Here is a 22,409-nt window from a genome sequence, read left to right as displayed (position 1 = left end):
AGGCAGGCCAGAATGTGGGTTGGACGTGGGTGCCCGGACCGCCAGGCGGACGCCAACGATGCGACCATCCTCGAGCGTGTTGGAGAACCGGTGCGTGTGAAGTCGCAGGTCCAAATTAGGTGAAGATGCCACCGTATCGAAAGCGAACTTCACTGCTTCGACACCGATTATTGCCGGCGAGTGGTAGACCGCGGCTTCACAAGGAAATCTCCTGTGGCAACAGTACGGCCAGTGTCAGCGTCAGGCCATGTTTGCGTTCGAAGGCTCGGATGCGGTCGATCAGGTCGTCGTTTAATCGCTGGCCGGTCGACAGCAGCAGTACGCCCTCAGGCGACATGAAATCCTCTGTCAATGTCTGAGCGGTGCGCAGCTCCGCGGTGCGCAGGCGCAGCGAGGGGGTGCTCGGGCTGGGTGGCGCGGCCGTGAACAGGCTCGCGAAGGCATCGATGATGGTTGGATCGAACCGGCTGCCGCTCCCGGCGATCACCGCGCGGCGGGCATCGGGTGGGCTTAGTGCCTGGCCATCGATGCGGCCGCTGCGCAAGTCCTCATAGGCATCGGCCACCGCCAGGATGCGTGCCCCGAGCGGGATCGCCACGCCGCACAGTCCGTCCGGAAAACCGCGTCCGTCCCAGCGCTCATGATGAGAGCGAATCAACGGCGCGATACCCTGCATGTCGTCGCTGGCCAGCAGGGCCTGCTCCCCGAGCACCGGGGCCGGTCAGCAGCAGCCTCGCGGTTCGCGGCCAGCGCTGGCCAACCCGTTCGAGCAGTTGCACACCGTTCATGTCCGGCATGCGCATGTCGGACAGCACCGCATCGATGGGCTCGGTGGCGAGCAGCGCCAGCGCTTCCTGGGCGTGCCCCGCCGTCAGGATGCGCCAGCCCGTCGCGCGCAACACCCGCCGCAATGCGGCCAGGATGTTCGGCTCGTCGTCGACGGCGAGCAGCGTCCAGGGCGTGAGGGCGGCCGTCATGCTGCAGCACCTTCGGCGACCGCGTGCCGCACCGGCAGCGTGATGCGAAAGCACGTCCCGTGGCCCGGTTCGCTGCGCACGTCGATGCGGCCCTGGTGCTTGTGCACGATGCAGTAGGCCAGCGACAGGCCGAGCCCGGTGCCGCGGCCCACAGGCTTCGTGGTGAAAAAAGGCTCGAAGACGCTCGGTAGGTGTTCGGCTGCGATGCCGCAGCCGTCGTCCTCGACCTCGACCCAGACCGCGTTCTCGGCGGTGCCGCTGCGCACGACGATCAGGCCGCGCTCCGGCCCGACCGCATGCGCCGCATTGACCAGCAGATTCAGGAACACTTGGTTGAGCTCCGAAGGCAGGCATTCGATCTCGGGCAAGGCACCGTATTCGCGTCGAACGTCGGCCCGGCACTTGATTTTGCTGGCGACGATGTTCAGTGTCGATTCGATGCCCTGGTGCAGCGAGGCCCATACCCACTCCTGGTGGGTGTTGGCACGCGAAAAGTCCTTCAGATCCTGGACGATCTTGCGCACCCGCGACAGGCCCTCTTTCGCCTCACCCATCAGCAACGGGATGTCCTGTTTCAGATAGTCGAGTTCGACGCGCGAACGCAATGCCGCGAGCCGGGTCGCAACGGCACTGCCGGCCAGCGCCAATTCCGCCTGCTCGTAGGCTTCGAGCATCTCGAACAGGCGCAGGAGATAAGCTTCCAGCGTACCGAAGTTCGAGAAGACATAGCCGATCGGGTTGTTGATCTCGTGGGCCACGCCAGCGGCGAGCTGCCCGATCGACGCCAGCCGTTCGGACTGCCGCACCTTATTCTGCGCGCTGCGCAGGCTTTCGTTCAGCGCGCGGAGCTCCTGGTTTGCGCGCTGCAGCGAGATGAGTTCGGATTCGAACATGGGACATCAGCAACGTAAAGCCGCTTCGAGCCGTGTCTGCAGCTGCCCATTCAGCGCTGCCAGGTCCCTGTTTGCGACCTTCAACTCCTGGTTGAGGCGGCCGTTCTGGTCGGCGATCTCCTTCAACGCAAAGGCCTCGCGCAGGTGGGCTCGCAACTGTTCGTCGTCCCAGGGCTTGGCAAGGAATTTGTAGATCGCTCCTTCGTTGATCGCGTCGGTAATCGACTGCAGCTCGGTGTAGCCCGATAACACCAGTCGCAGCGTGTCCGGGTACAGCCGCCTGGCCCGCCGCAGCAGTTCGACGCCGGTCATGCCCGGCATGCGCTGGTCGGACAGAATCACGTCGACTTCATGCCGTGCCAGCAGCTGCAGCGCCTGTTCGGCAGAGGTGGCGCTGAGCACCAGCCAGCCTTCGTTGCGCAGCAGCCGACGGAGCGCGGAGACGATGTTTTCCTCGTCGTCTACCAAAAGCAGGGTGCGCTGTCGCGAACGCCGGTCGAAGAGCGCCGGATCGATCTGCCGGCCCTCGCGCAGCATGGTCTCGACTGCCGCCGCAGGCTGTGCCGCGCTGAACCAGTAGCCCTGCATCTGGTCGCACTGGTTGGCCGCCAGCAGCACCGCCTGGCCTTCGCTTTCGACACCTTCGGCAAGCACCTTCATCTGCAACTGGTGCGCCATCGTGATGATGGCGCGCGTGATCGATACATCTTCCGCCAGCGCGGTGACGTCGGGCACCAGCGAGCGGTCGATCTTGACCACGTCCACTGGCAGTCGGCGCAGGTAGCTCAGGCTCGAGTAGCCGGTGCCGAAGTCGTCGAGCGAAACCTCGACACCCAGCGCACGCAGCGCTTGCAGATGCTGCACCGCCTGGTCGAAGTTGGCGATCAGCATGCTCTCGGTGACCTCGACGCCGAACAGCTTCGGGTTGAGATCGGCGGCGGCGAGCAGGCCTTCGATGCGCCGCCCCAGTTCCGGCTGCAGCAATTGGCGCGCCGAGAGGTTGACCGACATGCGCAACGATGGCAAGCCTGCCCGCTGCCAGGCCGCCGCCTGCTCGATGGCGCGGCACAGCACCCAGTCGCCAATGGCGAAGATCAGGCCGGTTTCTTCGGCGATGGGGATGAAGCGATCCGGTGCGATACGGCCCAGGGTCGGGTGCTGCCAGCGCAGCAAGGCCTCCACGCCCACGATGCGGCCATGCACCAGGTCCACCTGCGGCTGGTAATGCAGGTCGAATTGCTCGTCGTGCAGTGCATGGCGTAGCGCGGTCTCCAGGGCCAGCCGCTCAGGGTCGTCGTCGTGCGGCACACCGGCGTAGACCGCCGCCTGGTTGCGGCCCTGCAGCTTGGCCTGGTGCAGCGCCGCGTTGGCGCGACGCACCAGTGTGTCCGGAAGGTCGCCGTCGCCTGGTGCCGTGGCGATGCCGATGCTGCAGGTGATGTAGATCTCGTGCCCCTCGATCCACATCGGTCGGGCCATGGCGTCGAGCAGCGCCTGTGCCGTGTGCAGCGTAGGCGCCGAAGGAGTCGGCATCACGACCACGAACTCGTCGCCGCCGCGTCGCGCGACCAAGTCGATGCTGCGCACCGTGGCGGTGATCCGCTGTGCCGCTTCGCGCAGCACGGCATCACCGATTTGCGGGCCGAGGCCGTCATTGATGCGCTTGAAACGGTCGATTTCCAGCAAGAGTACGACTGTCTCGGTGCTGGTCTGCAAGGTCGCGCCCAGACGCTCGTAAAGCAATTGGCGGTTTGCCAGCCCGGTCAGTTCATCGAACTGCAGCAATTGCCGGATGCGGCGTTCGGCGGCGCGGCGTTCGCGCAGATCGTCGAGGCAGACATGGGCAAAGGTCTCGTTCTCGCTGGTGACCAGGCTGACGGAGACATCGGCCGGAATCTCATGGCCCTCCTGGTGGCGGACGTTGGTCTCGAACCGCAGCGAACCCTGTTCGCACAATTCGCGCCAGCGGTGCGGCCACTGCGTCGCATCCACCTGGGTATCGATGTCGGACACACGCAGCCGCAGCAGTTGCTCGCGGTCCAGCCCCAACAGGCAGCAGGCTGCTCGGTTGGCATCGCGCAGGGCACCGTCGGGCCCGACCTGCAGCAGCGCATCGCTGGCCTGTTCGACGGCGTGGCGGGTGAGCTGAAGCTGGTGCTGGGCCTGTTCGCGCTCGCTCACGTCACGGGCTGACGGGATCAGCCAGAGCACCCGGCCGTCCGCACCGTAGAGCGGCAGCAGCGAGAAGTCCATCGACAAGGTGGCGCCACTGGTGGTGGCGATGCGCGCGTCGAAGCGCGAGGCCTCGCCGCGCAAGGCGCTGGCCAGCGCCTGCTGCAGACGCTGCTGCGAGAGGCTGCAGGCCTGCCACCACGGGGTGGTGTCGAAGCGTCGGCCGAGCACCTGATCCGCCGTGCTGCCGATGGCCTGCAGTGCCGCCTGGTTGGCATAACGCAGCATGCCGTCGGTGTCGAGCAGGCCAGCGAAGATCGACGGGCCCAGCCGGTCCAGCACCTCGTACAGGGTCATGTCCGGGCCGGCCGGTGCGGGCGTGGTCACCGCGCGCGCCAGCGCGGCATCGGGGTGCGGGGCAATGAGCGGGAAGGATGGATTTTTTGGCATGCCGACAGTGTGTCCGGCAGACTGCACCCGCGGGGTGTGCAGTTGCGCGCCTGAACGACCGGATCAGAGCGACGGCTGCGCCGGACCATCCGTCCGCGGTGCCTCGGCGACCAGCCGCGCCAGCGTGCGCATGGCGCGCTCGCGCGTCGCATCCCACGGCTGGCCGCAGGTCAGCCGAATGTGGTGTCGGAACTCCGCACGTGCGGAAAACATCGGCCCGGGCGCCAGGCTGATGTGGTGTGCCAGCGCGGCTCGGTGCAGGGCCATCGCGTCCACTCCGATGGGCAACTCGACCCAGACGAAGTAGCCGCCGGCCGGCCGCACCGCACGCGTCCCTTGCGGAAAGCACCGGCCCACCGCGTCGAACAGGCTGTCGCGCTGCCCTTGCAGCGACTGGCGCAGGCTGCGAAGGTGGCGATCATAGCCTCCTTCCTGCAGGTAGCCAGCCAACGCCGCCTGCACCGGAATCGCGCCCGACAGGCTCGTCGTCAACTTCAGCCGTTCGACCTCGCGCGTGAACGCGCCGGGCGTGGCCCAGCCGACGCGGTAGCCGGGAGCCAGGCACTTGGAGAACGACGAGCAGTGCAGCACCAGGCCGCGGCGGTCAAAGGCCTTGGCCGGCAACGGTGCCACGTTGCCTTCGTAGAGTTCCGCGTAGACATCGTCTTCGATCAGCGGCACCTGGTGCAGGGCCAGCAGCGCGACGAGGTCGCGCTTCTTCGTTTCGGGCATCAGGCTGCCGAGCGGGTTCTGGAAGGTCGTCATCAGCCAGCAGGCCTTCGGACGGTGCAGTTCGATCACCTGTGCCAGACAACCGAGATCGATGCCCTCGCGCACATGGGTCGGCACTTCGATGGCACGCAGGCCCAGCCGCTGCAACGCCTGCAGCGCCACGTAGAAGGTGGGGGACTCGACCACCACGGCATCGCCCGGCCGCGCAACCGCGTTCAGGCACAGGTTGAGTGCCTCCATTGCACCGTGGGTCAGCACGATCTCATCGGTGGCCACGGCCAAGCCCTGACGCAGATAGCGTTTTGCGATCTCGCGCTTGAGCTGCAGGTTGCCCGGCGGCAGGTCTTCCAGCATGCGCCAGGGGTCATGCCGCCGCATGCTGGAGACCAGGGCGCGGCGCAGCCGGTCGAGCGGAAACAGGTCGGGGCTCAGGAAGGCGGAGCCGAAGGGCACGATGTTGCGCGCACGCGCGGTGCCGAGGCATGCGTAGATCAGGTCGTTGATCTCTACAGGCTGCGATCCGGACTGCGGCTGCGACATTTGCGGTTCCGGCAGCAACACACCGTTCGCGCGAGCGGCGACAAAGTAGCCCGACCGTGGTACTGCTCGGACCAGGCCGCGGGATTCAAGCAGGTAGTAAGCCTGGAACACGGTGCTTGGACTCAAGCGCCGAGTGGCACACGCCTGGCGTACGGAAGGCAGGCGATCCCCTGGACGGAGCACACCGGCAAGGATCTGCTGCTCGAGTTCTCGGGCAAGCAGTTCGTACCTCGTGGAGGCGGCGGTCGGGCGATTGGGCATGGTGTTGGCACCGCGCCTCGGTCGACTGCCGGCAGGGTGGGTTGAGGTTCTGACAGTCTACCGGTTGTGCGCTGCGATGCAAGCATCGGCAAGCGGCGCTTGGACCAACATGACCCTCTGAACCCGGCATCCCCGCAACGCGGCACAGCGTAGAGGCGTGCCCGCCACATCCCGGTACTTGAGTCAGAGGTGTTTCAGGCCGCTTGCGCTTATCCAGTCAGCGCAAGCAGCTCACAAATCTATAGCGCCAGCAAAAACACCAGCGCCCCCACCGCCAGCACCAGCAGCGGGTTGACCCGGGTCCAGGCCAGCGCCAGGGTAGACAGGGCCGCCACGGCCCAGGCCCAGACCCCGCCTTCGGCCGCGCGCAGCACGGTGCAGGACGCGGCCAGCACCATACCCGCAGCCACCGGGGTCAGGCCCGACTCGATGGCGCGGATGGCGGGCCGGTCGCGGTAGCGCGACCACACATGCGCCAGGCCGAACACCAGCACCGAGCTGGGCACAAAGATGGCCACGGATGCCGCCAGCGCGCCCCAAAAGCCCGCCACATGCCAGCCCACCAGGGTGACCAGCAGCGAACCCGGCCCAGGCGTGATGCGCGACAGGGCGTACAGGTCCAGAAACTGCGCGTCCGTCATCCAGCCGTGGACGCCTACGGCCTGCCGGTGGATGTCGGCCAGGATGCTTTGGCCGCCGCCCACGCTCAGGAAAGACAGCGGCGCAAACACCGCCAGCAAGTCGCCCAAAAGCCGCCATTTCATGGCTTTGCAGCCTCGGTCCGCACGCGGCTCCAGGCCAGCGCAATGGACAGCGGTGCCATGGTGCCCACCACCCACAGCAGCGGCAACCGCCACACAAAGATGGCGGCAAAGGTGGCCACCAAAATCAGCGAGCGGGCCAGGCCCCGCGCCGCATTGCGGGCCGCGCGCAGCCCGGTTTGCAGCGACAGACCCACGGCCGCCGCCGCCACGCCCGCCAGCGCAATGTGCACGCGCTGCGAGTCTGCCGCCTGGGAAAACAGCGCCACCAGCGGCATCGCCACCGCCATGGCAGGCACCACCATGCCCAGGGCTGCCACCACCGCGCCCGGCCCGGCGCGCAGCCGAAAGCCGATCCAGATCGCCAGGTTCACCACATTCACACCCGGAAACGCCTGCGCCAGGGCCAGGCCGCTCAGAAATTCCTGCTCAGTCAGCCAGGCCCGGCGCTGTACGAATTCACGCAGCAGCCAGCCGCTGAGGCCGCCGCCAAAGCTGGTCAGGCCGATCTTGGCAAAGGCCCCAAAAATACTGCGCAGCGAGGGCGCGGCAGTCGATGCCATGGCGGGACTCAGAGCGTGCGGCGCAGGGCTTCAAAGAACAGCGTGGACTGCAGCCGCTCGCTGGCCATCTGGCGGGCCACCTCTTCGGCCAGGGTCTCGTTGCTGGGGGCCAGTGGTCGGCCGGTGGACTGGGCCAGCACCTGGGCCTGGCAGGCGCGCTCCAGGTAATACAGGTCGTCGTAGGCGTAGTCCATGCGGTCACCGCAGACCACCAGGCCGTGGTTGCCCAGAAAGCCGATCTCGGCGGAGCCCATGGCGCGGGCAATGCGCTCGCCTTCCCGGTAGTCGAGTGCCAGGCCGTTGTATGCGGTGTCGATGGCGGTGCGGCCATGGAAACGCATGGCGTTTTGCGACAGCGTGGTGTCCAGCGCCCGGTCGGCGGTGAGCGTGAGCGCCGTGGCATAGGGCATGTGGGTGTGCAGCACGCAGGCCTTGGCGCACAGGCGGTGGATGGCGGCGTGGATAAACATGGCGGTGGACTCCACCTCGTGGCGGCCCACCAGCTTCGTGCCTTCGGCATCGATCATCACGATGTCGTCGGCCTGGATCTCGCTCCACAGCAGGCCGCGCGGGTTCAGCAAAAAGCGCCCCGAATGGTCGGGCAGTTCCTGGCTGAAATGGTTGCACACGCCCTCGCCTAGGCCGTGGTGGGCGGCGGCGCGCAGCGCCAGGGCCAGGTCGGCGCGCAAGCGGGTGACGGATTCGGATGCGTAATCTTCAGCGTGCATGGGTTTCCTTGGAGTGGGGTTGTCGGATGCGGTGCGCCAGATTGTGATGGATTGCGCCGCTACACTGCAGGCATATCCGTACAAACCCGCATATCCACGGCGGCCCGCCCATGATCGTTCGTAACCGGCCCTCGGGTCTGCGCCTGTTTCTGCTGCTGCGGGGCTCGGTGTTGCCGCGCATTCTGCCCACCCTACTGGTCAACACGCTGATTGCCAGCGTGGTCACCTGGAGCCACGGCGACCTGTTTGCGCTGAAGATCACGCTGACCACCATCCCCTTTACCCTGATCGGCCTGCCGATTGCCATCTTTCTGGGCTTTCGCAACAACGCCGCCTACGACCGGTACTGGGAGGGCCGCAAGCTGTGGGGCGAGATTGTGCTGCGCAGCCGCAACCTGACGCGCCAATGCCAGACCCTGGTGGCCTACCCGGCGCCCGCCACGGCGCGCGACGGCCTGGCCGACACCCGGGTACGCATGGTGTGGCGGGCGATTGCCTTTGCCCACGCGCTGCGGCATCTGCTGCGCGGCACACCGCCCGGCCCCGAGGTGCAAAAGTGGCTGCAGCCCGCGGAATGGCAGCAACTGGTTGCCACCAGCAACCCGCCCGACTTTCTGATGCTGCGCATGGGCATGGACCTGCAGCAGTGCCTGCGCGAGCAGCGCATCGACCCCAGCCTGGCGGTGGGCATCGACAACACCTTGTCGGCCCTGACCGCCGCCGCCGCGTCTTGCGAGCGCATCAAGAGCACGCCGATTCCGTTCTCGTACACGCTGCTGCTGCACCGCACCGCCTACCTGTACTGCTTTTTGCTGCCGTTCGGGCTGGTGGATTCGATCGGCTTCATGACCCCGTTTGTGGTGGCCATCGTGGCCTACACCTTCTTCGGCCTGGACGCCCTGGGCGACGAGATCGAGGAGCCATTCGGCATGGAAGCCAACGACCTGCCGCTGGATGCCATCTGCCGCGCCATCGAGATCAATCTGCGCGAATCGCTGGGCGACGACAACATCCCGCCGCCGCTGCAGGCGGTGGATTACCTGCTCACCTGAGTTATAAGCTTTTCAGGCCGTTTGCGCTGATGGAATCGGCACGAGCAGCTACGCAATCCATAGCAAATCACCGGGTGCACTTCTTGTCGGCCTGCTGCTGCAAAGCCTGCCCCAGCTGCGCTTGCGGCCAGTCTTCTTGCAAGGCCCGCAGCAGCAAGCCTTGCTGGCTATCGGGGGCCAGACCGCCCAGCGGCGGGTCGCGGTCGAGGTTGGTGGGGAAGGCATAGCCCTCGGCACAGGCGGCCACGGCGCTGGCCTGCTCTGCGGCGGGCAGGCCGCGCAGGGCCGGGTACAGCGCCTGGCACATGCGCAGACGGTCCACCGATTCCATGGCCCGGCCAAAGGCGCTGGAGACCTGCAGCAGATTGGCCAAACGGTAGATGTCGGCCGAGCGGTTGTGGCCTGCGGCGTGCATCAGCGCGGGGTTGAAGAACACCGCGTCGCCCTTTTTCAGCGGCAGTTGCACGTGCTGCGCATCAAAGTAGGCCTGGAACTCCGGGTGGCCGGCCACCAGGTAGCCGGGCGCATATTTTTGCGAATGCGGCAGGTACAGCGTGGGGCCGCTTTCCACCGGCATGTCCACGTGGGCCACCGCTCCCTGCAGCGTCAGCGCGGGCGACAACCGGTGCACATGCGCCGGGTAGCGGGCGGACTGCACGGGGCCCAGAAAGCCCAGGTGGTAGTCGCGGTGGGCCATTTGCGCCGCGCCGCCGGGGTTCACGCTGTTGATCTGCGAGGTAACCTGGTAGGCCGGGCCCAGCCAGGCCTCGCAGACCCAGGCCAGCAGCGGGTTGCCGTAGTAGGCGGCAAACACCGCGGGCGCGGCCACGCAGAGCTTTTCCAGCGCGTTCCAGACCCGGTCGTTGGCACCGGGCTTGGCGAAGTGGTCGGCCTTGGTAACGGTTGCGCGCTCAGACGCGATCAGCCGGTGGAATTCGGCCGTGGCCGCGTCCACCACGGCCAGGTCGGCAAACGCCGCTTGCAGCACCAGCACGCCGGGGCCGCTGTGCCACACGCGGCACCACTCGGCCATCAGCGCCCGCTGTTGGGCCAGGCTGGCACCGCGGATCTGAGCGCCGTCGTATACCGGCACGCCCTGGGTGATGGTTTGGGCCAGCGGGTAGTCGGCGGGGTCGGTAGGCGTGCGCACCAGGGCATCCAGGTCGGCGACCTTGCAGGCTTGCGGGTCCAGCCAATGGGGGGATTCGTTTGAGGGCATGGGGTGTTTTGTTGGCTGAAAAGATGGGCAAAGTGTAGGCAGGGCTGGCGTATATTGAGGGCCTCAAACCCCTCAAAAACACCTCAGAAATCCTGCATGGCCCACCCCCATCTTTTGAAAGACATTGCCTCGCAGGCCGGCACCAGCATGGCCACCGTCGACCGGGTGCTGCACCAGCGCGGGGGCGTACGGGCGCACACGGTGCGCCGTGTCGAGCAGGCACTGGCCGAGCTGGAGCAGCAAAAGGGCCAGGTGGGGCTGGTGGGCCGCAAGTTCTTGATCGACCTGGTGATGCACACCCCCGACCGCTTCTCGCGCCTGGTGCGCGGCGCGCTGGAGCAGGTGATGCCCACGCTGCACCCGGCCATCTTCCGCGCCCGCTACCAACTGGCGGAAGACCTGCCGGTGGCGCAGTTGGTGGCCACCCTCGACAAGATCGCCCGGCAAGGCAGCCACGGCGTGCTGCTCAAGGCCCCGGACGTGCCCGAGGTGGTGCAGGCCGTGGCGCGGCTGCAGGCGCAGGGCATTCCGGTCGTGACGCTGGTGACGGATTTGCCCACCTCGGCCCGGCGCGCCTACGTGGGCATGGACAACCGGGCGGCCGGGCACACCGCGGCGTACCTGGTGGCGCAGTGGCTGGGCTCGGCCCCGGCCGGGGTGTTGATCTCTACCAGCAGCAACCGATTCCGCGGCGAGGAAGAGCGCGAAATCGGCTTTCGCCAGGCGCTGCGCGACCGCTATCCCCATCTGGCGGTGCACGAGGTCAGCGAAGGCCTGGGCCTGCACGAGGCCACCGTGGCCCTGGTCCGCGAGCGCCTGCGCCAGTGCCCCGGGGTGGAGGCGGTGTACTCCATCGGCGGCGCCAATGCGGCCATTCTGGAGGCCTTTGAGCAGGTACGCAGGCCGTGCCGGGTGTTCATTGCCCATGACCTGGATGCCGACAACCTGCCGCTGCTGCGCGCGGGCCGCCTGCACGTGGTGCTGCACCACGACCTGCAGCACGACATGCGCCAGGCCTGCATGCAGGTGATGGCGGCGCACGGTGCGGCGCGCCTGCCGCTGCGACCCTCGTCGGTGCAGGTGGTCACGCCCTGCAATTTGCCAGAGCCCTAATGGGGGTGCAGCCGCCTAGATGTGCCTTCGCACAAGGAGCATTTACATGTGCCACCTCCTGTGGTGAATCAGCAGGAAAACCCTTTTGAATCGCGGCCGAGGTTTATGCCGACGAAGAAGCCCTTGAGAAGGAATATGGAATAACTTCACCCAAGACAGCGGCTATATTTAAAAACCTCCTGCAGAACCCTGCAATGGCATTAACTTTATAAAAGTTTAGAATGCCTTGGGTTGCATTTACAGGTAATTTTATATATTTTGATACGCTTCCCGTCCTACACAAGTTGGAGAAAATTGGAATTCATGAACCGCGCTCCAGTTTCTAACATGGTGTTGCCTGGTAAAGGCGATTTTTGTTAGTTATTTAGGCAATGGAGGCAAACATGGATAATTCATCGCGATCGGATCCGAATGGCCATCTCGTGACGGGTATTTTCCCGGACCGCGATAGAGCCGAGTCTGCATTTGGTGCCGCGACAGAGCGCGGCTACTCGAAAGACGATGTCAATCTGGTGATGTCGGACGAAACCCGTAAACGCCATTTCACCGGTTCCACCGTCGGCAAGGAAACGGAGCTGGGTACTAAAGCCGCCGAGGGTGCAAGTGTGGGCGGCGCTATCGGCGGCACCGTGGGCGCCATTGCAGCCGCCATTGCGGCAGCGGGAACCAGCATCGCTTTGCCTGGGCTCGGACTGGTCATCGCTGGCCCCTTGGCGGCCGCTCTGGCAGGCGCGGGGGCGGGTGCAGCAGGTGGCGGCTTGATTGGCGCGTTAATTGGCTGGAATATACCGGAGGAGCGTGTCAAGGAGTATGAGGAAGGGCTTAAAAAAGGAGGCATTCTCATGGGTCTGCGTGCCAAAAACGCAGAAGATGCGTCATATTTAGAGAATAAGTGGCGTGCGCATGGCGACGATATATATCGCTAGTTAAATAAATTCCTGCTGGAGACAGCAGGAATTTATGAATCTACGGATATCGGCTCAAGCACCGACCCCGGTTGGAATGGCTGGGTATCCTCCCTGTATCTCGATGTGCGTCAGTATCGGCATCCCACTGGATGGCTCGGCGTCCCAGAAACTGTCCAGAGCAAGTGTCTCTTTCAAGGCCTCTTTGCCTTCCGATGTCAAACCATGCACAACGGCATGTATGGGCGGATGGTGCCGCATGGCGGTTTTCAGCGGCCGCTCAAAATCTACGTCGATCCATCCATTGGACTGGTACACCAAGAGCCAGCCCACCTCCATCGGGCTGGTTACATAAATAGGTCCTTCACACCGGGATATTTCTCGCAAAAGAGTCATTGACATTTTTATCTCCAAGAATATATGAAAAAAACCACACATCCATGAATCCATAATATTCGCCGCGTAAAACATTGGTGTAGGAAAAATCCTGTTTACCGGTAAGTAGGCATCCCATCGAGTGGCATGCCTAAAATGAAGTTTCAGAAATTTACAGTTGAACGGCAGCTGCGAGAAACGTACTGCGACGCGACCTGGCCTTGGGTTCCGGCGCTGATCCAGTACCGGGAAAGTAGCGCATTTTTAATGGGAGGTCCCCTGGAGCGATCAATGGCACAAAGGCCAGGCCATCCAACAGAGAACTCTCCAGCAGCGCAGTTGCTCAAGCACGACCCGGAAGAAAGTGGTTTGTGCGCCTTGCGTTTTTGTTGCACACAACCACTTCTGATAGCACTATTTACATAAATGGGTTGACTTCGGTATTGAAGGTTTGTAGCAATCGAAATAGTCTTTAACGATGGAATTCACAAAATTTCTGACTGTGGTGGAAGATCTGGCCATGAATGGTGGAGCCATCACCCTTGACACTGCGCTACTGGAGTTGGGCGAATATATCGAGCGCCTGGACATAACACATGCCGACTACGAAGACAGCGTGGTACGGCTCATGCGCGTCGCAGCCAGCATCTGGCAGGAACTGCGCTGCACCCCCAAAGGGGTTTGAATTTGATCGCACTCACTCGCAGCGGAGAAACTCTTCAGCGCATGTGGCGTGCCTTTTTTCTATCCGCATGGCGCGGCTCTCCTCCCCAGCTCAATGCGTTTTTCGATCAGGGGAAATCAACATTGCGATTTCCAGGCATTGTCCTACACAATTTTTCTAATTAATCCTGCATGTCCCGCCGAGGGAGTACCTCATATTATTCAGACTTTAAAGGGCCTTCCCGGCCTTGCTCCTGGAGCAGAAAGGTACACCCATGGCAACAACCGGCCGCGCCTTGTGGAAAGGTGCCATCAGCTTTGGCTTGGTGCATATTCCAGTCGGACTGCATACCGCAAGTTCCGAGCGGGGCATCAACTTTGACTGGCTGGATAAACGTACGATGGATCCGGTGGGGTACAAACGGATCAATAAAAAAACCGGCAAGGAAATAGAAGCAGAAAATATTGTCAAAGGCTTCGAATATGAAGACGGCCGCTACGTCATTATTTCCCCGGAAGAAATTGAATCCATCTTCCCATTCACGACCCAGACTATCGAAATATTGAAGTTTGTAGTGGCTGCAGAAATCCCCTTTGTGTATCTGGAACGCCCCTATTACGTGGAACCCATCCATAAAGGCCAGAAGGTTTATGCGCTGTTACGGGACACTTTGGTCCGTACAGGCAAAGTAGGTTTGGCCAAAGTGGTAATCCAGACCAAGCAGCATTTGGCGGCCTTGGTGCCATCGGGACCGGTGCTGGTATTGAATTTGCTGCGCTGGGGCGATGAGGTCAAAGGGTACGAGGGCTTGAACTTGCCCGCCACCGGCTCCAAAGGTGCCAAGTTGACGGCAAACGAACTCCAGATGGCCCAACAGCTCGTGGAGGACATGACCGGCACCTGGGATCCCCAGGATTTCCAGGATGGGTTCAGGCAAGAGGTCATGAAACTGGTGGACAAAAAAGTCAAAGCTGGCGCCACGGAACTGGTAGTCCAGCCTGAAGAAGCCGCACCCGCCAGCGCCGAAATCATTGACCTGGGTGAATTGCTGGCGCGCAGCCTGAAGGGCCGGGGTCGCACCGATCCCAAGGCGCCCGCCACCGCCAGCACCGCCAAGGCGGCCAAGCCTTCTGCCGTTGCGCAACGGGCTCCGCGCAAACCAGCATCTACCGCCAAGAAAGCCGCGTAATGGCCGATGCATTGGCGATCTACAAGGCGAAGCGCAACTTTGCCATCACCCCCGAACCCGGGCAGGGCGGCGCATCGCAGCCAGGCAGGCTGTCCTTCGTGGTCCAGAAACATTGGGCTTCGCATTTGCACTATGACTTTCGCCTGGAGCTGGACGGTTACATGAAAAGCTGGGCGGTCCCCAAGGGCCCCAGCCTGGACCCCAAAGTCAAACGGATGGCCGTGCAGGTGGAAGACCACCCAATTGCCTATAACCAATTTGAAGGGGTCATCCCGGCAGGCCAGTACGGCGCCGGAAAAGTCATCATCTGGGACGAAGGCTACTGGCGTCCCATCGGGGATGCCCTGCAGGGCTACCGCACCGGACATCTGAAATTCGAAATGCACGGCTGCAAGCTGGGCGGCCACTGGGCCCTGATTCGGATGAAGGGTAGAAGCGAGAAGCAAACTCCCTGGCTGCTCATCAAGGAAAGCGACGGCTTTGCCCGTCCCACGGCCGAGTTCAGCGTCGTGGATGAAATGCCCGACAGCGTGGTGCCTTTGCGTGCTGCCAGCAGCGGCCTGCCCGCCAGCGAGCCGCAGGAACCGGCCTCCCCCCACAGAAATGCAGGCACATCGGCAGACCTGCCCGCCACGCTCCAGCCCCAACTGGCAGTGCTGGCAGACACAGCGCCGAGCAATGCAACCGACTGGTTGTTTGAAATCAAATTTGATGGCTACCGCTTGCTGTGCCGTATCGAAAACAACCTGGTGCGGGTTTTTACGCGCAATGGGAACGATTGGACGCACAAGCTCCCCAAGCTCGTTGCGTCGCTGGGGCAACTCGGGGTGGAATCGGCTTGGCTCGACGGAGAAATCGTGGTTCACAACGACAAAGGCCTCCCCGATTTCCAGCGTTTGCAGAATGCATTTGACCGAAGCCGCACCGACGACATCCTGTACTACCTCTTTGACGTGCCCTTTCTGAATGGACGGGATCTTCGCCAGGAGCCCCTTGCAACGCGCCGCGCCTTGCTCCGGCAGCTGTTCAGCGATGCGACACCCGACGGACTGCGCTTCAGTGACTCTTTTGAGGTGGACGCGCGGCAGCTGCTTGCCAGCGTATGCCGGATGGGTTTGGAGGGCGTGGTCGGAAAGAGGAAGAATTCCACCTATGTGTCACGCCGCTCGGACCATTGGATCAAGCTCAAGTGCCGCTTGCGGCAAGAGTTTGTCATCGCCGGGTACACCAGCCCCCAAGGCAGCCGTGTCGGCTTGGGCTCATTGCTGCTGGGTGTGCACGATGAAAAAGGCTTGCTGCGGTATGCGGGCAATGTGGGAACCGGGTTCGACGCCCAGACACTGTTGCGGCTCCAACAGCAGCTGCAGGCCTTGGCCGCCACCCGCAGCCCTCTGGACACCAAGACCCATTTGGACAGCAGCGCCCATTGGGTCCAACCGGTTTTGCTGGCCGAGGTCTCGTTCAGCGATTGGACGGACACGCAACGGATTCGGCACGCGGTGTTCCATGGTCTGCGAACCGACAAAAAGCCGGAATCCATCACACGGGAAAGGCCCACATCCATGGCCTCCAACGACGACAAGCCGATCTCGTTCTCGCCGCGGCTGAAAGTCACCCACCCCGAGCGCGTCGTCGACCCCTCCACCGGTCTGACCAAGCTGGATGTGGTGCGCTTCTACCGGCTGGTGGCTCCGTTGCTGATCCCGCATTTGAAGCAGCGTCCCGTGGCCCTGGTGCGGGCGCCCGCAGGCATTGCCGGAGAGCTCTTCTTCCAGAAGCACATGGAAGGCAAGATACCAGGGGTGAAGTTGTTAGATCCGCTGGTCGACCCGGGGCATGCCCCCTTGATGGAGATCGCCACGGCACACGCCGTGTTGTCGGCCGCGCAGATGAATGTGCTGGAGTTTCATACCTGGAATGGCGTCAAAACGGCGATCCACAAGCCCGACCGCATGACCTTTGATTTGGACCCGGGGGAAGGCGTGGAGTGGGCCATGGTGCAAAAGGGCGCAGAGCTGGTGCACCAGTTTCTTGGGCAGCTCGGGCTTGCATCGTTTGTCAAAACCAGTGGCGGCAAAGGTCTGCACGTCGTGGTGGCACTCAAAAAGCACTATGGCTGGGATGCCGTCAAAGGCTTTTCGCAAGCCATTGTTCTGCACCTGGCGCACACCTTGCCGCAGCTGTTCGTTGCCAAAAGCGGCCCCAAGAATCGTGTGGGCAAGATCTTTGTGGACTATTTGCGCAATGGCTTTGGCTCCACCACGGTCTCGGCATGGTCTGCACGGGCACGGCCGGGTATGGGGGTGTCCGTACCCATTGCATGGCACGAGGTGCCCGCAATTTCAGGCTCGGCCCAATGGACCATTGCCAACATCCACACACGATTGGACCAGGGCAATGACCCCTGGAAAAGCTACACCCCCCAAAGCCTCGGCAAGGCCATGAAGCTGCTGGACTTCGATGCCACCCGATCGCAGCAGCCCAGGCCCTAGAACCCGTAGCTGTAGCGCACCTGCAGGAAGGTTTCGCCCGGGTTGGGGCTGCGCAAACCGCCGTTGGAGACGTGCTGCAACACCAGGCCCAACTCCTGGTGCCGCTGGGCTCCGAAGCTGCGGCCCACCCCCAGGTGGTCGCTGAAGTTCCACTGGGTGCTGAACGATTTGTAGGGGGTCTGGTAAGGGGCGTTCAGGTAGGAAATGCCCACCCCGGCCTCCACAAACCACGGCGACTGGCCACCATCGAAACGGTGGCGGAACATCGGCACCAGGCCGACCTGGGTGAAGTGCGAACGCGCCCCCGGCGGGGCGTCGACCTTCCACTGGCTCAAGAACACATCCCAGGCAAGCGTGACGCGCCCGTCCCAGAATACGCGTTGCACCGGCAATCGCAGGCCGATGGTGGCCGTACGGGTATCGCCGTGCTGCGCAAACGTCTGCCCGCCCTGGAGGTAGACCGACGGCCCGGTGGGCTCTGCCGCCAGGGCGCCGCCCGCCCAGGCCCAACCGCACGCCGATACCGCCAGCGCCCCGAAAGACCGCGTAACTTTTCTTGTGTTGACCATGTCTGCCATTTCCCCCAGTGGACGCCCTGCGAACCGGGAACCGATCCCCCTCAGCGCCATGGAGAAATTGTGCCGTAGGGTGCAAAACCTCGTAGCAGCCAACAGGCCGCGGGCGTGTAGGGGTTTGCCGACCTGGCACGCCTTGCGCGGCCTATACCAAGCGGTTCACATACCAGTCGTCAAAGTTCGAGAACTCGGTGAACTTGCGCTGGAAGCCGCGCGCGGTCAGCAGGTCGTGGATTTTCTCGCGGTCGCTGGTGTAGTTGTGTTCCACGGTGATGGTGCGGACCTGGTAGCGCGAGAAGTCGAAAGCCTCCAGGATGGTGAGCTCGGAGCCCTCGGTGTCGATGGACAGGTAGTCGATACAGGGCGGTGCCGCGTGCTCGTCCAGCAGGTCCAGCAGCGAGATGGTTTCCACGTCGTACAGCGTACCGTTCTTGCGGGCATCGGCGCGCTGGTCTTTGTCGGTGAACGCGGCAATGGTGGAGAACTCGGACACCGGCACCTCGTTGAACTGCAAGATCTCACCGGTGCGGCTCCACACGCAGCGGGTTTCCACGGTGCAGGCGCGGTTGAGCTTGAGCCGTTCGTGCCAGTTGCGGGCCGGCTCGGCCAGGATGCCGCGCCAGGCGAGGTGGGTTTCCAGCCCCCAGGAGTTGCTCAGGTGGATGCCGTCTGCCGCGCCAAACTCCACAAAGAACCCGCCCCGCAGCCCTTGCAGCTCATGGCGCACAAACAGATCTTGCAACAGCTGGGCATTGGATTCCGCCACATGCTGGAAGCAAAACAGCAAGAACGCGATCTCGTCCTGCCGGGCTATCTGTTGGCCTGATGGGTCGGCCTTGCGGCTGTCCAGCAAATCCTGGAACGCGCCCTGGGTCCAGGGCGGCGGCTCCTGCGGTGGATAACGGCGTACATCCAGGCCCAGCCCGCGCAAGGCGGGCTGCAGCGACTCGTCCCAAAGGCGGCGGGGAAATGGGGGCATGGGGCGTCCTCACAAAAAGGCATCCACACACTGCGGTGCTTCTGGAAAAATGGTAAACGCCCCCGCCGTACGCGTCTACCAAAATCTGAAGTGCTGGCCATCTCCACCACAGACTTGTGCATTCTTTTGGCCGCTTGCGCTTATCTGGTGGGCACAAGCAGCTACCAAACAGATAGCAAACTAATCCAGGCCGGCAGAGAAGAAGCGGTAGCCGTCGCGCCCGCCCAGCTTGGCGCTGTACATGGCCTGGTCGGCGGTGGCCAGGATCTCGGTGGCGCTCTGGCCGTCTTCCGGGTAGCGGCTGATGCCGATGCTGGCGGTCAGCTGCAACACCTGGCCTTGCAAGGGAATGGGCTCTTTGGTGGCGGCCAGCAGCTTGCTGGCAACGGCCGCCAGGTGGCTGTGCGACACGGCGGCACCCAGCAGCACCACAAACTCATCGCCGCCCAGGCGGGCCACCATGTCTACCTCGCGCACGATGCGCTGCATGCGCTGGGCCACGGTTTTCAGTACCGCATCGCCCGCGTCGTGGCCGTAATCGTCGTTGATGGATTTGAAGCCGTCCAGGTCGATGAACAGCAGGCAGACCTTTTCGCCATAGCGGCGGGCGTGGGCCAGGGCCTGCTCCAGCCGATCCTGGAACAGACGGCGGTTGGGCAGGCCGGTCAGGATGTCGTGCTGGGCCAGGTGCTCCAGCTCTTCCTGGCTGTCGTGCAGATCGGCCAATTGTTGGGTGATCTGCAGGTGCATCTGGTGGAAGCTGCGCGCCAGGCTGCCGATTTCGTCCCGCCGCAGCAGGGGCAGGTCGCCCGGCGGCAAGCCATTGGCAAAGCGCTGGGCGGCGGCGGTCACGGCGTTGATCGGGCGCGTCAGGGCCTGGGCCAGCAGCACGGCCACCAACAGGCACAGCAGGAACAGGCCCACCACGATCTGCAATATGGTGTTGCCCAGCTGCTGGGTTTGCACCAGTACCTGGTCCAGCGGCTGCGCCAGGCCCAGAATCAGACGGCTTTCGCTGCTCACGGTCTGGACCTTTTGCGCAATGAAGGCCGCCACCACCGGGGCATCGGCATAGTCGTCCTCGCGGGCCTCGAACACCACCTGGTCAAGCTTGCCCTCGACCACCGCGCGCAGGGGCTCGAATTCGTCTTGCACCAATACGCGCCGCCCCCTGTCGAAGCCGAAGGTCTTGCTGTTGTCCGGGTGGACCAGGATGTCGCCCTCGGCGTTGGCCAGAAACAGCTTGAACGCGGTGGGCAGGTCGGCGGCCAGCAGGCTGAACATGCCGTTCAGGTCCAGGTTCACCACCACCACGCCGATGGCCGTATTGCTGGCATCCATCACCGGCATGGCCAGTTGCAGCGTGGGCTGCTCCAGCCCGGCAAACGAGCCGCCCTCGTGGTTGATGGTGATGCGCGACATGTAGGTGGCGCGGGCGGGCAGTTTCAGGGTGTCGGAGACATAGGCGTAGTGGCCTTTCTCCTGCAGGTCGTCGCCCTGTACCCGCAGCGTGGACGGGCCGACCCGCTCCACCCGCACCCGCTCCAGCCCGTAGTCGCTGGCCGAGATCAGGCGCAGCTGCAGGTAGCTGGGGTTGGCCTCGATCAGCAGGCTGAACAGCTTGGCCATCCGCTCCGTATCGCTCGCGTCTTCGTGTTGCAGGATGGCAACCGAGGTCGGCAGGCTCGCCAGCACCTGCAGGTTGCGCGAGACTTCTTCCCGGGTCAGGGTGATGCGCCGGGCCAGCACCTGGGTGGAGGTCAGCAGCCTGTTCTTGGCCGAGTCCACCAGCAGCGTGCGGCTGGCCTGGAATGCATAGAAGCCGGTCAGACCGGATGCCAGAAAGCCCACCGAAGCAAGCAACAGCGCCAGCTTGCTGACGATGCCCCACCTCATGCAATGCCTCCACTCATGGAGCCAGCACCTTGCGGGCACGGTCACCTGAAACGATGCGGCTCCACAGCAGGTTGCGGCGTTCCTCGCTTTCCACCGGCTCCAGCCAGACCAGGCGGTCGTCGCCACGGTAATCGGGCGAGGCCGAGGTGGTGTTGGCCAAGCCCTGGCGCTGCTCCAGCACCTGGCCGGGCTCGGGCTCCAGCAGGTAGTTGATCCAGGCGGCGGCCAGCACCGGGTTGGTGGCGCCGCGGGTGATGGCCCAGCAGTCCAGCCAGGCCAGCGCCCCCTCTTTGGGGATGGTATAGCCCACGTCCAGCCCGGCTGCGCGAAACAGCACCTCCTGCTGCCGACCAAAATTGGCAAACAGCAGCGCGGCATGGTGTTGCTTGAACAGGGCCAGCGACTCCTCCGGCTGGGTGTAGAAGGCCCCGACGTTGCGGCGCAGGGCAATCAGTTTGTCCACCGCCTGCGGCCACTGGTCGGCGGCCAGGCGGAACGGCGACGGCAGGCCCAGCGACAGCGCTGCCAGCGCAAAGTTGTGCGTGCCGGCGCTGTAGGCGATCACCTTGCCCTGCAAGCCGGTATCCCACAGGGCGGTGATGGAGGTGGGTGGCTGCTTGATTTGCCCGCGGTCGTAGAGCAGGCCCATCTCGGCGTAGGTATAGGGAATGGCGTAGGTCTTGCCGCCATGGACCAGGCCGGGAATCGCCGCCCGGTTCTGAAAACGTGGCAGTTGCCGCGACAGGTTGGGCAGCGTGGCGGTGGCGATGGGCTGGACCCAGTTTTGGCGGATGTAGCGCTGCAGTTCGGCCGTATTGACCGCGAACACATCGAAGTCCTGGGCCTGGTGCAGGCTGATTTTTTGCCACAGATTCACGTCCGAGTCGACCATGGTCACCTCGACCCGGCAACCCATGCGCTGCTCGAAGGTCTTGACGATGTCGGCATCTGCATACCCCGGCCAGGCCAGCACCCGCAACACTTCACCGGCAGCAGCGCGGGCCCGCACCGACGCAGCCAGCGGCAGCGACACAGAGGCGGCCAGTGCGAATTGCCGTCTGGTCAACAACGGCCTCTGTGGGCAGGGTGTGAGTGGGTGGCGCATCGGTTTCACTTTAGCCATTCTCCACTACAACAGGTGGCCATCCCGGAGTGAAAACGCGGGTGGATGGCATTCTGCGGATGGACGGACCCTGGCGATGGTTACAAACTGAAACGAAAGATTGTAGTGGGCAAAAAAAGCATCCAAAACAAGCCCAATCACCGACCAATCCAGCCTGAAATGCTACGCTAGTGATAGCACTGCCGGTGGAGCATGGCGCCAGCACAAATTCCATGCAAAAACCGACATTGCGCTTATCCCACCAGCACAAGCAGCTACCAAAAACGTAGCGTCAACCGATCATCTTGCGGTATTGCACAAAGCCGCTCTTGTCGGCGATGCGGTCGTAGAGCTGCATCGCGTCCAGATTGCTCTCGTGCGTCAGCCACCACACGCGGGCGGCGGCTTCATGGGCGGCGCTGGCGTACACATGCTCGATCAAGGCCCGCCCGACCCCTTTGCCGCGCAGAGTGGGCAGGGTGAACAGGTCTTGCAGGTATACGTAGTCGCCCGCCGTCCAGCAGCTGCGGTGGTAGATGTAGTGCACCAGCCCCACCAGCGCCCCGCCCTCCTCGGCCACCGCACAGTGCATGGGCTCGGCCGGGTCCAGAAAGCGCTGCCAGGTCAGCGCGGTGACCGACTCGGGAATATCGGTCTTGTAAAACGCCTGGTAGCCCTGCCACAGCGGCAACCACTGGGCGAAGTCTGCGCTCTGGGCGATTCGAATCTGCATGCATGTACTCCTGTTGAAGGTTTGCAGCTTAGCGGCAT

The 22,409-nt window shown here is 63.6% G+C and carries 21 protein-coding genes; 6 read left to right on the top strand and 15 right to left on the bottom strand.

Translation table 11 applies throughout. The features are described from left to right. Window positions 1–196: 196 nt before the first annotated feature. From AB3G31_RS10730 to AB3G31_RS10695, 8 genes are all read right to left on the bottom strand, one after another. A complete protein-coding gene (locus AB3G31_RS10730; RefSeq protein ID WP_367850160.1) occupies window positions 197–676 on the bottom strand; it encodes an HD-GYP domain-containing protein in 480 nt (159 codons plus the stop codon). Continuing rightward, on the bottom strand, window positions 639–977 hold the full coding sequence (locus AB3G31_RS10725; RefSeq protein ID WP_367850159.1) for a response regulator: 339 nt from the start codon (window positions 975–977) through the stop codon (window positions 639–641). The genes AB3G31_RS10730 and AB3G31_RS10725 overlap by 38 nt, the downstream gene beginning before the upstream one ends. Further along, a complete protein-coding gene (locus AB3G31_RS10720) occupies window positions 974–1,870 on the bottom strand; it encodes an ATP-binding protein (protein WP_367850158.1) in 897 nt (298 codons plus the stop codon). Before AB3G31_RS10720 ends, AB3G31_RS10725 begins: the two co-directional genes overlap by 4 nt. Before the next feature lie 6 nt (window positions 1,871–1,876). Then, a complete protein-coding gene (locus AB3G31_RS10715; protein WP_367850157.1) occupies window positions 1,877–4,492 on the bottom strand; it encodes an EAL domain-containing protein in 2,616 nt (871 codons plus the stop codon). 63 nt (window positions 4,493–4,555) lie between these two features. Beyond that, window positions 4,556–6,025: a PLP-dependent aminotransferase family protein gene (locus AB3G31_RS10710; protein WP_367850156.1), complete on the bottom strand. Its 1,470-nt coding sequence runs from the start codon at window positions 6,023–6,025 to the stop codon at window positions 4,556–4,558. Between the two features lie 239 nt (window positions 6,026–6,264). Beyond that, the gene (locus tag AB3G31_RS10705) at window positions 6,265–6,789 is read right to left on the bottom strand and encodes a chromate transporter (protein ID WP_367850155.1); all 525 of its coding nucleotides are present in this window, start codon (window positions 6,787–6,789) and stop codon (window positions 6,265–6,267) included. After that, window positions 6,786–7,349 (bottom strand): chromate transporter, encoded by a 564-nt coding sequence (locus tag AB3G31_RS10700; RefSeq protein WP_367850154.1) that lies wholly within the window; start codon window positions 7,347–7,349, stop codon window positions 6,786–6,788. The genes AB3G31_RS10705 and AB3G31_RS10700 overlap by 4 nt, the downstream gene beginning before the upstream one ends. An 8-nt stretch (window positions 7,350–7,357) precedes the next feature. Further along, window positions 7,358–8,077, bottom strand: coding sequence for an aldolase (locus AB3G31_RS10695; RefSeq protein ID WP_367850153.1), 720 nt, complete (start codon window positions 8,075–8,077; stop codon window positions 7,358–7,360). Between the two features lie 110 nt (window positions 8,078–8,187). On the opposite strand from AB3G31_RS10695, the gene AB3G31_RS10690 reads away from it, so the two are divergent. Beyond that, entirely contained in the window at window positions 8,188–9,129 is a 942-nt protein-coding gene (locus AB3G31_RS10690; RefSeq protein WP_367850152.1) for a bestrophin family protein, read from the top strand. 67 nt (window positions 9,130–9,196) lie between these two features. Here the strand turns inward: AB3G31_RS10690 and AB3G31_RS10685 are convergent, their stop codons facing one another. Continuing rightward, the gene (locus tag AB3G31_RS10685) at window positions 9,197–10,348 is read right to left on the bottom strand and encodes a phytanoyl-CoA dioxygenase family protein (protein ID WP_367850151.1); all 1,152 of its coding nucleotides are present in this window, start codon (window positions 10,346–10,348) and stop codon (window positions 9,197–9,199) included. A 96-nt stretch (window positions 10,349–10,444) separates the two neighbouring features. Here AB3G31_RS10685 and AB3G31_RS10680 point away from each other — a divergent pair, with 96 nt between their 5' ends. Beyond that, complete coding sequence (locus tag AB3G31_RS10680) at window positions 10,445–11,461, top strand: LacI family DNA-binding transcriptional regulator (protein WP_367850150.1); 1,017 nt, start codon at window positions 10,445–10,447, stop codon at window positions 11,459–11,461. A gap of 383 nt (window positions 11,462–11,844) precedes the next feature. Beyond that, window positions 11,845–12,387: a hypothetical protein gene (locus AB3G31_RS10675; protein ID WP_367850149.1), complete on the top strand. Its 543-nt coding sequence runs from the start codon at window positions 11,845–11,847 to the stop codon at window positions 12,385–12,387. Window positions 12,388–12,441: 54 nt separating this feature from the next. On the opposite strand, the gene AB3G31_RS10670 is transcribed toward AB3G31_RS10675, so the two are convergent. Beyond that, complete coding sequence (locus tag AB3G31_RS10670; RefSeq protein ID WP_367850148.1) at window positions 12,442–12,816, bottom strand: hypothetical protein; 375 nt, start codon at window positions 12,814–12,816, stop codon at window positions 12,442–12,444. Between the two features lie 403 nt (window positions 12,817–13,219). Here AB3G31_RS10670 and AB3G31_RS10665 point away from each other — a divergent pair, with 403 nt between their 5' ends. The 3 genes from AB3G31_RS10665 to ligD all read left to right on the top strand — a co-directional run bounded on the left by AB3G31_RS10665 (window position 13,220) and on the right by ligD (window position 17,086). Then, the gene (locus tag AB3G31_RS10665; protein WP_367850147.1) at window positions 13,220–13,426 is read left to right on the top strand and encodes a hypothetical protein; all 207 of its coding nucleotides are present in this window, start codon (window positions 13,220–13,222) and stop codon (window positions 13,424–13,426) included. A gap of 253 nt (window positions 13,427–13,679) precedes the next feature. Further along, the gene (locus AB3G31_RS10660) at window positions 13,680–14,594 is read left to right on the top strand and encodes a Ku protein (RefSeq protein WP_367850146.1); all 915 of its coding nucleotides are present in this window, start codon (window positions 13,680–13,682) and stop codon (window positions 14,592–14,594) included. Continuing rightward, window positions 14,594–17,086, top strand: a complete 2,493-nt coding sequence (ligD, locus tag AB3G31_RS10655; protein WP_367850145.1) for a DNA ligase D — start codon at window positions 14,594–14,596, stop codon at window positions 17,084–17,086. Before AB3G31_RS10660 ends, ligD begins: the two co-directional genes overlap by 1 nt. Here the strand turns inward: ligD and AB3G31_RS10650 are convergent. The 5 genes from AB3G31_RS10650 to AB3G31_RS10630 form a co-directional block, all read right to left on the bottom strand. After that, window positions 17,083–17,655 carry an acyloxyacyl hydrolase gene (locus AB3G31_RS10650; protein ID WP_367850144.1) on the bottom strand — a complete coding sequence of 191 codons (573 nt, stop codon included), beginning with the start codon at window positions 17,653–17,655 and terminating at the stop codon, window positions 17,083–17,085. The two genes, ligD and AB3G31_RS10650, sit on opposite strands and share 4 nt — an antisense overlap. Before the next feature lie 151 nt (window positions 17,656–17,806). Next, a complete protein-coding gene (locus AB3G31_RS10645) occupies window positions 17,807–18,640 on the bottom strand; it encodes an FkbM family methyltransferase (protein WP_367850143.1) in 834 nt (277 codons plus the stop codon). Between the two features lie 180 nt (window positions 18,641–18,820). Continuing rightward, window positions 18,821–20,536: a diguanylate cyclase gene (locus AB3G31_RS10640; RefSeq protein ID WP_367850142.1), complete on the bottom strand. Its 1,716-nt coding sequence runs from the start codon at window positions 20,534–20,536 to the stop codon at window positions 18,821–18,823. Between the two features lie 13 nt (window positions 20,537–20,549). Next, window positions 20,550–21,602, bottom strand: a complete 1,053-nt coding sequence (locus tag AB3G31_RS10635) for a PotD/PotF family extracellular solute-binding protein (protein WP_367850141.1) — start codon at window positions 21,600–21,602, stop codon at window positions 20,550–20,552. Between the two features lie 328 nt (window positions 21,603–21,930). Then, entirely contained in the window at window positions 21,931–22,371 is a 441-nt protein-coding gene (locus AB3G31_RS10630; protein WP_367850140.1) for an N-acetyltransferase family protein, read from the bottom strand. Between the last annotated feature and the right edge of the window lie 38 nt (window positions 22,372–22,409).

Origin of the sequence: Rhodoferax sp. WC2427 (assembly GCF_040822085.1) — a bacterium.
Classification (GTDB): domain Bacteria; phylum Pseudomonadota; class Gammaproteobacteria; order Burkholderiales; family Burkholderiaceae_C; genus Rhodoferax_B.
Note: the sequence above shows the minus strand (reverse complement) of the source record. Positions and strands in the feature narration are given on the sequence as shown.